The organism is Curtobacterium sp. YC1 (assembly GCF_016267665.1).
Lineage (GTDB): Bacteria > Actinomycetota > Actinomycetes > Actinomycetales > Microbacteriaceae > Curtobacterium.
Window position 1 is genome coordinate 914,447 of sequence record NZ_CP066341.1, and the last position, 12,466, is coordinate 926,912.

Sequence of the window (12,466 nt, forward strand, 5' to 3'; positions counted from 1 at the left end):
GGCGGGTTTCGCGCTGAGCGACAGGTCACGGGCTCGGGTCCGCGTGAGGTGTCGTCCAGCGCGAAAGTCCGACGACTGGCCGCAGCGGAGTCAGCGGATCGCGGCCGTCGTGCTCGCGAAGGCGCGGGACCGCACAGCACCGCGGTACCGGTCGAGCGCAGCCGCACCGACCCCGACCGACTCGAGTGCCGCCAGCCCCGCACCGAGCACCGGTGGGTCGGTCACCCAGGTGGGGACGGCGCCCGGCACGCGGGCGGCGAGCCCGTCGACGACGCCTGACACGAGCAGTGGGTGCCGAGCGGCGAGGACCCCGCCGCCGAGCACCACCGGCACAGGGACCGCCCCGGAACCACCGAGCCCGAGCCGCCGGAGTGCGACCGAGGCGAGCAGCACGATCTCGTCAGCTTGTCGGGCCACGACCGAGGCGGCGACCGTGTCACCCGCCTCGGCCACCTCGAACAGCACGGGGCAGAGGCGGTTGACCACCCCGTCGTCGAGCCGGCCGAAGTGCACGTCCTCGATGACCTCGCGGACGCTCGTGCGTCCGAGCGCCTCGGGAACGGCGGTCGTCAGCGCGGTCGCCGGCCCGCGTCCGTCGTCGGCCCGAGCGGCGTGCCAGAGCGCCCGGTTGCCGAGCCATGCCCCGCCGCCCCAGTCGCCGGAGACGTCACCGATGGCGGGGAACCGTGCCGTGGCGCCGTCGGCGCGGACCGCCAGCGCGTTGATGCCGGTGCCGCAGACGACGGCAGCGGCGTCCGGCGAGAGCGTGCCCGCCCGCAGCAGCGCGAACAGGTCGTTGTCGAGTACCGCCGGGCCGCCGCCGTCGTCGGTCCAGTGCGCCAGGGCCGCGGTCGCCGCGACGAGTTCGTCGTGCAGGTCGAGTCCGGCGAGGTACACGTGCGTGGTGCGGATCCGCCGATCGCCGAGACCGCGGACCACCCGCGCCCGGACGTCGTCGAGGATCGGCCCGGCGACCGCCCAGCCCCGGGTCTGCGGGTTCGATCCCGGGCCGCGGGCGTGCCCGACGATGGATCCGTCGATCGCGATGGCGACGACGTCGGTCTTGCTCCCGCCGCCGTCCACGGCGAGGACGACGTCGGCGGGGTCCGCCAGGACGGGTGCGGGCGGGCGGGAGGCTCCGGTCGGCGCCGTCGCGTCGGCGCGGTTCACCCCGCCCACGGGATGAGCTCCGCGTTCGCGGCCAGGAGCAGGTCGGTCAGCTGCTCCGCCTTGTCGGCCTGTCCGACGAGCGGGTGCGCCCACATCGCGCGGAGCACGCGGTCACGCCCGCCGTGCACGGCCGCGTCGAGGGCGAGCCGCTCGTAGCCGGCGACGTGCGCGACCAGGCCGGCCATGTCCGGGGCGAGCGGGGACACCGGCAGCGGGGTGATCGCCTGCCGCGTCACGCGGGCGGGGACCTCGATCACGTGGTCGTCGGGCAGGAACGGGAAGGTGCCGTCGTTCCGGACGTTGAGCACTTGCACGTCACCGCGGTCACCGAGGATCGACGAGAGCACGTCGATCGCGGCCTCGGAGTAGTACGCGCCGCCGCGCTGCTCGAGCTCGGACGGCTTGGTCACGACGGACTCGTCGGCGTACTTCGCCAGCAGCGCCCGCTCGGTCTCCATCACCGCCTCGGCCCGCGTGGGGGCGTGCAGCTGTTCCTCGAGCACGGTGTCGTGCGCGTAGAAGTACCGCAGGTAGTACGAGGGCACCGCGTGCTGCAGGCGGATGAGGTCCTTCGCCATGTGCACGCTCTCGGCCATCCGGTCGAGGGCGCCCGTGTCGGGGGCGAGCAGTTCGGGGAGCACGTCGCGCTCCACGCCGTCCGCGCCCGTCACGTGCACACCGCGCTCCCACGTCAGGTGGTTCAGCCCGACGTGGTCGAGCCGGACCGCGCCCGGTGCGACGTCGAACTCGCGGGCGAAGCGGCGTTGGAAGCCGATCGCCACGTTGCACAGCCCGACGGCGCGGTGCCCGGCCTCGAGCAGCGCACGGGTGACGATCCCGACCGGGTTGGTGAAGTCGACGATCCAGGCGTCCGGCTTGGCGTGCTCCCGGACGAGCTCCGCGTACTCGAGCACGACGGGGACGGTGCGGAGCGCCTTGGCGAACCCGCCGGGACCGGTCGTCTCCTGCCCGATGCAGCACGCCTCGTGCGGCCAGGTCTCGTCCTGGTGCCGGGCCGCCTGCCCACCGATTCGGAGCTGGAACATGACGGCGTCGGCGTCGGTGACACCGGCCACCAAGTCGTCGGTGACGTGGATGGTGCCGGGGTGGCCGGCGTGGGCGAACATCCGCTTCGCCACACCGCCGACGAGTTCGCGGCGGACGGGGTCGGGGTCGACGAGCCAGAGCTCGTCGATCGGCAGTTGGTCGCGGAGCCGGGCGAAGCCGTCCACGAGTTCGGGGGTGTAGGTGGATCCGCCACCGACGACTGTGAGTTTCACTGGTGCTGCTATCCCTTCACGCCGGTGAGCGCGATGCCCTCGACGAATGCCTTCTGTGCGAAGAAGAAGATGACGACGACCGGCACCATGACGACGACGGTCATCGCCATCGTCATCGACCAGTCGGTGCCGTGTTGCCCGCGGAACGTGGCGAGCCCGTACGCGACCGGCCACGCGGCCTGGTTCTCGGAGGCGTACAGGAGCGGGCCGTAGTAGTCGTTCCACGAGTGGAAGAACATGAAGATCGCCGCCGATGCGATGCCCGGTCGGGCCATCGGCACGACGACCCGCATGAGCACGCCCCACTCGCTGCAGCCGTCCATCCGCGCGGCGTCGCCGTACTCCTTGGGGATCGTCATGAAGAACTGGCGGAGCAGGAAGATGCTGAACGCGTCACCGAGCAGGTTCGGCAGGATCAGCGGCCAGAGCGTGCCGGTCAGGTGCAGGTGCGACCACATCACGTAGACCGGCACCGCGGTCACCTGCGGCGGCAGCAGCATCGCGACGATGATCACCGTGAAGACCAGGTTCGCGCCCTTGAACCGGATCTGCGCGAGCGCGTACGCCGCCGGCACCGAGCTGACCAGCATGAACGCGGTGGCGAGCACGGCGTACAGGGCCGAGTTGCCGAACCAGGTCGCGAGTGGCAGCTCGGTGAACACCCGGGCGTAGTTCGAGAAGTCGAACGGCCGCGGCACGATCGACGCCGTCAGCGCCTGGTTGCTCGACATGAGCGACGTCAGCACCACGAACACGATCGGGGCGATGGTCAGCACGCCGAGCGCCACCAGCGCGGCGTGCTCGGCGACCCACACGAGCAGGGTCCGGCGGGGGCCGCGACCGGTGCCGGGCGCTCGGCCGCGGGGAGCCCGGGCGAGGGGGGACTGGGAGACGGCGGTCATCAGGACTCCTCGGGTCGGAAGACGGAGATCCGGCGCATCGTGAGCACGAGCACCACGGCGGTGATGACGAACAGCACCACGGCCATGGCGGACGCGTACCCGAACTGGAAGTTCGCGAACCCGTGCTGGTAGAGCAGCTCGGTGTAGGTCAGCAACGAGGTCCCCGGGTAGCCGAGCTGTGCGGCGGTCCCGCCGCCGATCGTGGCCTTGCCACTGGCCACACCCGAGGCCACCGCGGCCTCGGTGAAGTACTGCAGCGCCGCGATCACCCCCGTGACGGCGGCGAACCCGATCACCGGTGCGATCGTCGGCAGGGTGATGTGCCGCACCTGCTGCACCCCGTTGGCACCGTCGAGCGACGCCGCCTCGTACAGGTCACGCGGCACGTCGAGCAGCGACGCCAGGAAGATGATCATGATGTCGCCCATCACCCAGACGCCCAGGATCACGAGCGAGGGCTTCGACCATGCGGGGTCGTTGAACCACAGCGGGCCGTCGACGCCGACCAGGCGGAGGATCTGGTTCACCGGGCCGGTGCCGGGGTTGAACAGGAACACGAATGCGACGACGCTCGCGACCGGCGGCACCAGGGCGGGCAGGTAGAACAGCGTGCGCCAGAAGCCGGTGGCGGTGCGGGCGCGCGACAGCAACCCCGCGACGAGCAGGCCGCAGACGATCCGGACCGGCACGAGGATCACGACGAACCAGAGCGTGTTCACCACCGCCGGCCAGATCTGCGGGTCCTGCGTGAACAGGAACCGGTAGTTCAGGAGCCCGACGAACTCGGGCTCCTGCAGCTGGTTGTACCGCGTGAACGAGTAGCCGATCGAGGCGACGAGGGGGTAGGCGAAGAAGACCAACAGGCCGACCAGCGCCGGCGCGAGCATCGTCAGTGCGACCAGGCGGCGGCGGGACTCGGCGGAGCGGGACCGACGCCGGGGAGTCGCCGGGGGCACCGGACCGGACCACGTCGGGGCCGTGGGCCGGGCGGCACGGGCGAGCCGCGCCTCCCGACCGGTCGTCTTGGTGGTGACGCTCATCACGGACCAGCCAGCTGGTTGGCGTTGTCGATGTCCGAGTCGAGCTTCTTCAGCTTGGCGTCGAGGTCGCCGCCGTCCTGCTGGTACGCCTGCCAGAACTTCGTGAAGGTGCCGATGTAGGCGGCACCGTCAGCGGTACCGGGCGAGGTCATCGTGTCCTCGTTGCCCGCGACGTCGACGAAGGTCTTGTAGTTCTCGTCGACCTCGAGGTCGGGAGACTGCAGCGCCGAGGTGAGCGTCGGGATGTTCTTCAGCCCGTTGCCGAGCGTGACCTGCGCGTCGGTGTCCGTGGACAAGTACTTCAGCAGCGCCCACGACAGCTCGGGGTGCTTCGAGCCCTTCGCGATGCCCGCCACGTTGCCCGCGATGTACGTCGAGCCGTAGTTGCCGAGGCCGTCCATCACCGGGGTCGGCGCGGTGCCGTAGTCCAGGTCCGGCTTCTGGTCCTTGATGAACGCCGTGCGGTACTCGCCGTCGATCTGCATCGCGACCTGGCCGGTCTGGAACGCGTTGTCCGCTGCGAACTCCTGGCCGAGGCCCGACGTGAAGGCCTTGAGCTTGTCGTACCCGATCTCGTCGACGAAGTCCTTCTGCCAGGTGATGAGCTTCTTCCACGCGTCGGACGTGCCGATCACGCTGTTGCCGTCCTCGTCCAACCACGAGCCGTCGACCATCGGCGCCCAGTGCTCCGGGGAGTTCTCGTAGAAGTCGATGAGCGGGTTGAAGCCCAGCTGCTTGATCGAGCCGTCGGCGTTGTACGTCGTCAGCTTCAGCGCGTCGGCCTTGAGCTCGTCGAGGGTCTTCGGCGGCGAGGTGATCCCGGCCTTCTCGAGCAGCGGCTTGTTGACCATCAACGCACTGACGTCGGCGAGGGCCGGCAGGGTGCACCGGGTGCCCTTGTACTGCGTGTACGACTGCACGGCCTTCGGGATGTCGGAGAGGTCGACCTCGTCCCGCTCGATGTACGGGGACAGGTCGCGGAACGCCCCGGAGGAGCAGAAGCTGCCGACGATGGCGGTCGAGTACGAGAGCCCGACGTCGATGTTCTGCCCCGACGAGATCGCCTTCTGCAGCTTCTCGTCGTCCTGGCCGGCGTGGATGTCGACCGTGACGTCGGGGTGCTCCTTCTCGAAGCCCTCGACGGCGGTCTTCACCACGCCGGCTTCACGGCCGGTGAAGAAGTGCCACAGGGACACGGTGCCCTTGAGCTCCTTCGGGGCGCTCTCGTCGATCGAGTCCGCGCTGCTGCCGGAGCTGCAGCCCGCGACGACGAGGGCACCGGCCGCTGCGACGGCGGTGGCGGTGGTGATCCGGCGGAACGCCCGCCGGGCCGGGGCGGTGTGGGACGGTTCGGGGTACGGCACTGTGGTACTCGCTCTCTGGTCTCGCTCCGGTGCGTGCGACGGACCGATCGATGCGTGCGGCAGGAGCCGCCTGCATCGACCGTTCCCGGGCGCGCCGAAGAGCCCTGTGACAGGGCTGGGTGATGGTGCCTCGAGGTGGTGCGGGTGGGACTTCTCAGGTGCGCTCGACCGGGTCCGGCGCGGACGCATCGTCGCTGATGCGCTCCAACCGGTCGGCGAGCGCGGTGCGGACGACGTCGATCAGGACGTGCCGCGCACCGTGCAGGACGGGGGTGTCGGGGACTCCGGGGGCCACCACGGCGGTGGACCAGCGCGAGCGGGTCCGGAGCCAGGCGGTCACCGCGGCGGCCAGGGCGGGTCCGCCCGCGATCCCGGTCGGGCCGTGCAGCACGACCGTCTCGGGGTCGGCCACGGCGAGGGCGGGGAGCACGTTGTGCCCGACGCGCTCGCCGAGGGCGGTGGTGAAGGGGTGCTGCTCGGGTAGAGCGGGCAGCTGCGGGAGCACCTGACGCCAGTCGGCTGGGCGGCCGTCCGGCGCCGTGATCCCGTGCTCGGCGGCCAGGGCGGTGATCGCGGACTCGGAGATGAGGTCCGCGACGATCGTGGCCGTCGGGTCGATGGAGCGTGCGTCGGCGGGCACGCTGAGGTAGCCGATCTCGCCCGCGGCGCCGGACGCCCCGGTGTGCAGTCGGCCGCCGAGGTCGAGCGCCATGCCGAGGCCCTCGGCCATCCAGAACAGGGCGAACGACTCCGGCGTGCGGCCAGCGCCCATGTTGCGTTCGGCGATCGCGGCGAGGTTGGCGTCGTTCTCGATGACGACCCGGACGCCGAGGTCGGCGGAGAGGGTGGCGGCGACCTGCTCGCGGGGCCAGCCGGGCAGGCCGTCGGTGAAGATCAGGGTGTCGGTCGCGTGGTCGACGGACGCCTGCACCCCGACCGCGACGGCCGTCACGAGGTCGGGGTCGACGCCTGCTGCGGCGGCCGCCCGGGACACCGCTGCGCCGACGATGTCCGCGCCGGGTGAGCGCACCTCGGCCGGGGTCATGCGGTGGGTGGCGACCGGGAACGTGCGGCCGGCGGCGTCCACCACGGTCGAGTGGACGTCGACGAGCTGCACGTCGACGGCGACGGCGAGGTCGCGGTCGGTGATCGCCTCGTAGACCACGGCGCTCGGGCCGCGGCGGCCGGACTGCGAGTCGGTGCCGGCCTGGCGGATCAGGTCGGCCGACTCGAGCCGACGGATGATCTCGGCGGCCGTCGGCTTGCTCAACCCGGTGCGCTGGGCCAGCTCGTTGCGGGTGAGCGGACCGTCATCGAGTAGGAGCTCGAGTGCCGCGCGGTCGTTCAGGACGCGCAGGAGACCGGGCTGCCCGGGGGTGCGTCCTCGTGTGGTCATGTCGAGGACTGTAACGGACAACCTTCTTTACTGAAAGGTTTGTTTACGGATCGGTAACACGCGTTCTGCTCCGCGAAACGTGTCAGCTCTCGCCGGCACCGGCGCGTCGCCCAGCAGACGGACGGGAGGCCCGTGGCAGCACCGCCCCGGGCCTCCCGTCCGCCTGCGGGTGCGTCCACGACGCGCGCCGCTACGGGCGCAGCAGCACCTTGATGGCACGGCGCTCGTCCATGGCGCGGTAGGCCTCGGCGGCTTCGTCGAGCGGCAGCTCGAGGTCGAACACGCGGCCCGGGTCGATCGCGCCCGACAGCACGTCGGGCAGCAGCTCGGGGATGTACGTGCGCGCCGGTGCCATGCCGCCCGCGATCGTGATGTTCGTGTCGAACAGGTGGCGCGTGCCGATCGTCGGCACGCCGTGCGGGACGCCGACGAACCCGACGTTGCCACCAGGGCGCACCGAGTGGAGTGCCTGGTCCATGCTCTCCTCGGTGCCGACCGCCTCGACCGCACAGTCGGCCAGGTCGCCGCCGAGCAGCTCCGTGATCGCGGCGATCCCCTCCGCACCACGCTCGGCGACGACGTCCGTCGCGCCGAACTCCCGGGCGAGGGCCTGCCGGTCGGCGTGCCGGCTCATCGCGATGATGCGCTCGGCGCCGAGCCGCTTCGACGCGAGCACGGCGGACAGCCCGACCGCCCCGTCGCCGACGACCACGACGGTCTTGCCGGGGCCGACGGCGGCCGACACGGCGGCGTGGTGCCCGGTCGAGAACACGTCGGACAACGTCAGGAGCGACGGCACCAGGGCCGGGTCGACCGGACCGGGGACCACGACGAGCGTGGCGTCGGCGTCGGGGATGCGCACGTACTCGGCCTGCGCGCCACCGACCGGGTCGCCGTACGCGTCCTTCCCGCCGAACCCGGACAGGTGGTCGCAGCCGGTCGTCATGCCGTGGCGGCAGGCCTGGCAGGTGCCGTCGTTCATCGTGAAGGGGGAGATGACGAAGTCGCCCTCGTGCAGCCCGGTCACGTGGTCACCGACCGCGACCACCTCGCCGACGAGCTCGTGCCCGATCGGCCGCGGTCGCTTCGTCTCGGTCACACCGCGGTAGGGCCAGAGGTCGGAGCCGCAGACGCAGGCCGCGACGACCTTGACGACGACGTCCTTGCCGGAGACGAGTTCTGGTCGGTCGCGGTCCTCGACGCGGATGTCGTTCGGGGCGTGGATGATCGCTGCGCGCACGTGCGGGCCTTCCGTCGAGATGGTGGGGAACCGGCGCGGTCGACGTCGTCCGGGCCGTCGTCGACAGTACCCTCGTGCGGGTGGACGACGACCGGTACGGCGGCGATGTGCTCTCGGGGGACTGGCGCTCGCGCGGGGTGAAGAAGGTGCGGCAGGTGCCGCTCGAGAAGGACATGGTGCTCGAGGACCCGGACTCCGGGTGGGCGGGTGCCGTGGTGGGGCTCGAGGCGGGCAACATCGCCCTCGAGGACTGGAAGGGCCGCACACGCTCCTTCCCCTTCACCGGGCAGTTCCTGCTCGAGGGTGAGCTCGTCACGCTGGGGCGGCCGTCGGCGCCGGTCGGGCGGTCGGCTGCCGCCGCCGCTGGCTCGCCCGGTGCGCTGGGTTCCGTCCATGCGGACTGGAGGCCCGGGTCGGCCCCGGCGGTCCGCCAGGCATCCGGCGGTGGTCGCCTGCGCACCGCGTCCGGGTCGTTCGCGGTCGAGTCGCAGCGTGCCCGGGTGGCGCTGCCGAGCCGCATCATGGTCGAGGGCAAGCACGACGCGGAGCTCGTCGAGAAGGTCTGGGGAGCCGACCTGCGCGTCGAGGGCGTCGTGGTCGAGGAGCTCTCCGGCGTCGACAACCTCGCCGACGTGCTCGACGACTTCCGTCCGTCGCGGGACCGTCGGGTCGGCGTGCTCGTCGACCACCTGGTGCCCGGGTCGAAGGAGTCCCGCTTCGCCGACGCCGTGATGCGTGGCAAGTGGGGCGCGCACGTGCTCGTCGTCGGGCACCCGTTCGTCGACGTGTGGCAGTCGGTCAAGCCGGCGCGCCTCGGGCTGCGGGAGTGGCCGACGATCCCGCGCTCGATCGAGTGGAAGAAGGGGATCTGCCAGGCCCTCGGGTGGCCGCACGCCGAGCAGGCCGACATTGCCCGGGCGTGGCAGCGGATCCTCGGGCAGGTGCGGACCTTCGCCGACCTCGAGCCCGAACTGCTCGGCCGCGTCGAGGAGCTCATCGACTTCGTGACCGAGCCGCGGGCGTAGCGCAGGCGCGACGTGCCGAGGCGGTCGTTGCACCGATCCGTCAACAGGCCCTGCAGCCGGGCGGAAAACCCGGGCGTGGCGCATACCCTGGGGCCATGGACGGCATCGACGGGCGTGTGCGCAGCGCGGTCGACGTCTGGCTGCGCTGGCTGCCGCGCTGGCAGATCGGCTCTGCCCGACCCCGGACCCGCATCTGCCGCAAGTGCACCGGTTCGCCCGTCGCTGCTGCTGCGGGGTTCGGTCCCGACGTGCCGCACACGGTCCAGCACGCCCTGATCGGTCGTATCTCGACCATCGTCGAGGATGCCGTCGACGACTACACCGCGAAGAACCTGCCGCTGCTGCAACGCGAACTCGAGCGGGCCGCGGCGCGGAAGCGGCACGCCGGGTACCAGCCGGCCGAGGGCCTGTCGCCCGAGTTCCAGGGACTCGACGTGGACCCGGAACCGTCGCCGGGGTCGCCGTTCCTGTTCACCCTCGGGGAGCTCACGGGCACGGGAGCCGCCGAGCAGCAGCCGCGCGAGCCGCTGTCCGACGAGGCGAAGGCCGCCCTGCGCCACGAGATCGAGCTGTCGGACGAGTGCGCCCGGTCGACCGGGACGGCGGTGTGCCTGGCGCTCATCGACCACCGGCCACGCATCGCCGAAGCGGTCGAGCGACTGGTCGAACCGCAGATCGAGGCCCTGGTCTCCGACATGTTCCGCGGCTTCGACGGCCCGGACGAGGGCGCTCGCTCCGGCTTGTTCTGACCGCGGTCGGTCGCGTCCCGGCGTCCCGGCGGCGCGGTCTCCCGGTGCCCGGCGGTCAGCGCTGCTCGGTCGCCGGTCTGCTGCGTGGTCGACGCCGCGCCGCGCGCAGGACCAGTCCGGCGATCCCGCGCCACCCGAGCAGGAACACGCCGAGCACGACGGTGGTGACGATCACGAACGAGATCGGCAACGGATCGCCGTCGGTGTCGCCCTGCCCGGTCACGACCCGGAGGACGAGTCCGACGACCACGGTCAGCACCCACACGACGACACCGGTGGGCCACACCCGGACCGGTCGTGTCCACGCCCGGCTCGTGAGCCAGCCGACGGCCCAGCCGGCCAGGAACGGGTACGCGGTCGTCCAGAGCCCGAGCAGTGCGTTCGACTCGCCGTGCGAGGACCGCCCGACCAGGGCGAACAGCACGATGAGCACGACGTCGATCACGGCTGCGAGCCAGCCCCAGGTGCGGTGTGTCACGGGACCATCCTCGCAGCCGTCGCCCGTGCCGAGCCGTACCCGGCCCGCCCTGTGGACGGATCGCTGGCGTCCACAGGTGCAGGACCACGATGCACACCGCAGTGGCAGCCACGCGCGTCCGCCCGTCGTTCACGCAGACGTCACCCGCGGTTCGTCCCGGTGCGGCAGCATGCGCGGATGACGACGAGTCCACCGGCCCCCGTCGCGCAGGTGCGCACCTCGACCCCGGACGGGAGGCCCGGCGTACGTCCGCCACGCCTCGTCGCCCACCGCGGTGCGCCGCGCGTCCGTCGCGAGAACACCCTGCCCGCCGTCGCGGTCGCCGAGGCGCTCGGCGCCGACGTGGTGGAGGTGGACGTCCGTCGCACCGCGGACGGCGTGGCCGTGCTGCTGCACGACGAGACGCTCGGTCGGATGTGGGGTGACGCCCGTCGCGTCTCGGACGTCGACTGGTGCGAGGTCGCGCGGCTCGGCAACGGTCTCGACCGCATCCCGCGGCTCGACGACGCCCTGGAACGACTCGACGGCTGCCGGGCGACGCTGCTGCTCGACGTCCGTGACCCGGCCGCCGCACTCGTGGCGGCCCGGACGGTCACGACGGCGTCGAGCACCACGGTCGTCGCGTGGCGCGGGGCGCCCGAGGCGATGGCGACGGTGCGCGCGGCAGTCCCGGACGCCGACGTCTGGCTTGCGTGGGACTCGCTCGACCCGCCGACGGCCGCGGACCTCGAGGCACTCGGCCCGTCGACGCTCGACCTCCACGTGGCCTTCCTGACACCGCGCACGGTCGAGGCCGCCCACGCGCTCGGCCTGGTGGTCGCGGTCCGCGGGGTCGACGACGCCGTACCGGCCCTGTGGGCGGCCCGTCTGGGCGTCGACTCCGTGACCACCGACGACGTGCCCGCGGTCCGTGCGGGCCTGGCCGCCGCCGAGCGCGACGGGTGGCCGACACCGGACCGCGAGCCGAGCGAGGCCGAGGTCGCCGCCCGCGCGCAGGCCCTGGCGCACCGGGTCGCACACGAGGTGATCGCCTACACGCGGGAGCACCCCGTCGGCGACGGACGAGCCGGGACGGCCCCGACGGCGGACGGCCCCGAGGTCGACCGCCGGATCGAACAGCTCGTGCGGGCGCGCGTCCGGGCGGCGTTCCCCACCCACGGCTTCACGGGCGAGGAGTACGGCGTCGCTCCCGGCGACCGGCACCGCTGGTACCTGGACCCCGTCGACGGCACCACGAACCTGGCGAACGGGGTGCCGTGGACAGCGATGTCGCTGTGCCTCACACGTGGCGGCGCGCCGATCGTCGCCGTCGTGGCCGACCCCTGGCGCGGTGAGGTGCTCGAGGCGCGTCGCGGTCGCGGGGCCGTCCTGCGCGACCGCGCGCTGCAGTTGGACGACGCGCCCAGGCCGCTGGCGGGCGCCGTCGTCGGCACCGAGCTGGACGGGCACCGCCCGTGGCCCGGCTTCGGCGCGTTCCTCGACGCCCTCGCCGACCGGGCGTGCGCGCTCCGGGTGCAGGGATCGGGCGCGATGACGGTCGCGCAGGTCGCGGCCGGCCGGGGGATCGGCGCGTGCGTGTCGGCCTTCGACCCGGTCGACCACGGCGCCGCGGTGCTGCTCGTGCACGAGGCCGGCGGGGTCGTGCTCACCCGCGAGGGTCCCGTCGAGGGGTTCCCGCCCGCGGGACAGCCGTTCCTCGTCGCGCACCCCGGCGCCGCCGACGAACTGCACACCGTGTGGACGTCCGCACTCGCGACGGCCTGAGCGGGGCCCGTCGCCGACGCGGGCGGCGCGGCGGACGCGGCGGGGCGGTGGAGCCGGG

At 72.5% G+C, this 12,466-nt stretch carries 11 protein-coding genes; 3 read left to right on the top strand and 8 right to left on the bottom strand.

Going from position 1 to position 12,466, the window contains the following annotated elements:
* Positions 1 to 90: 90 nt before the first annotated feature.
* From I8920_RS04445 to I8920_RS04475, 7 genes are all read right to left on the bottom strand, one after another.
* Positions 91 to 1,170: an N-acetylglucosamine kinase gene (locus I8920_RS04445; protein WP_232832822.1), complete on the bottom strand. Its 1,080-nt coding sequence runs from the start codon at positions 1,168 to 1,170 to the stop codon at positions 91 to 93.
* Positions 1,167 to 2,450: a 6-phospho-beta-glucosidase gene (locus tag I8920_RS04450; RefSeq protein ID WP_198657962.1), complete on the bottom strand. Its 1,284-nt coding sequence runs from the start codon at positions 2,448 to 2,450 to the stop codon at positions 1,167 to 1,169. The genes I8920_RS04445 and I8920_RS04450 overlap by 4 nt, the downstream gene beginning before the upstream one ends.
* Before the next feature lie 8 nt (positions 2,451 to 2,458).
* Positions 2,459 to 3,352: a carbohydrate ABC transporter permease gene (locus I8920_RS04455; RefSeq protein ID WP_198657963.1), complete on the bottom strand. Its 894-nt coding sequence runs from the start codon at positions 3,350 to 3,352 to the stop codon at positions 2,459 to 2,461.
* Positions 3,352 to 4,392, bottom strand: a complete 1,041-nt coding sequence (locus I8920_RS04460) for a carbohydrate ABC transporter permease (RefSeq protein ID WP_198657964.1) — start codon at positions 4,390 to 4,392, stop codon at positions 3,352 to 3,354. The genes I8920_RS04455 and I8920_RS04460 overlap by 1 nt, the downstream gene beginning before the upstream one ends.
* A complete protein-coding gene (locus I8920_RS04465) occupies positions 4,392 to 5,756 on the bottom strand; it encodes an extracellular solute-binding protein (protein ID WP_225557489.1) in 1,365 nt (454 codons plus the stop codon). The genes I8920_RS04460 and I8920_RS04465 overlap by 1 nt, the downstream gene beginning before the upstream one ends.
* 154 nt (positions 5,757 to 5,910) lie before the next feature.
* Positions 5,911 to 7,152, bottom strand: a complete 1,242-nt coding sequence (locus I8920_RS04470) for an ROK family transcriptional regulator (RefSeq protein WP_198657966.1) — start codon at positions 7,150 to 7,152, stop codon at positions 5,911 to 5,913.
* A gap of 190 nt (positions 7,153 to 7,342) precedes the next feature.
* On the bottom strand, positions 7,343 to 8,392 hold the full coding sequence (locus I8920_RS04475; protein WP_198657967.1) for a zinc-binding dehydrogenase: 1,050 nt from the start codon (positions 8,390 to 8,392) through the stop codon (positions 7,343 to 7,345).
* 80 nt (positions 8,393 to 8,472) lie between these two features.
* Between I8920_RS04475 and I8920_RS04480 the strand changes: the two genes are divergently transcribed.
* Positions 8,473 to 9,417 (top strand): DUF3097 domain-containing protein, encoded by a 945-nt coding sequence (locus tag I8920_RS04480; RefSeq protein ID WP_198657968.1) that lies wholly within the window; start codon positions 8,473 to 8,475, stop codon positions 9,415 to 9,417.
* A 95-nt stretch (positions 9,418 to 9,512) separates the two neighbouring features.
* Entirely contained in the window at positions 9,513 to 10,166 is a 654-nt protein-coding gene (locus I8920_RS04485; protein WP_198657969.1) for a spermidine/putrescine ABC transporter substrate-binding protein, read from the top strand.
* 55 nt (positions 10,167 to 10,221) lie between these two features.
* Here I8920_RS04485 and I8920_RS04490 read toward each other — a convergent pair whose 3' ends face one another.
* Positions 10,222 to 10,644: a DUF3054 domain-containing protein gene (locus I8920_RS04490; RefSeq protein ID WP_198657970.1), complete on the bottom strand. Its 423-nt coding sequence runs from the start codon at positions 10,642 to 10,644 to the stop codon at positions 10,222 to 10,224.
* A gap of 177 nt (positions 10,645 to 10,821) precedes the next feature.
* On the opposite strand from I8920_RS04490, the gene I8920_RS04495 reads away from it, so the two are divergent.
* Positions 10,822 to 12,408 (top strand): inositol monophosphatase family protein, encoded by a 1,587-nt coding sequence (locus I8920_RS04495; RefSeq protein ID WP_198657971.1) that lies wholly within the window; start codon positions 10,822 to 10,824, stop codon positions 12,406 to 12,408.
* Positions 12,409 to 12,466: the final 58 nt, after the last annotated feature.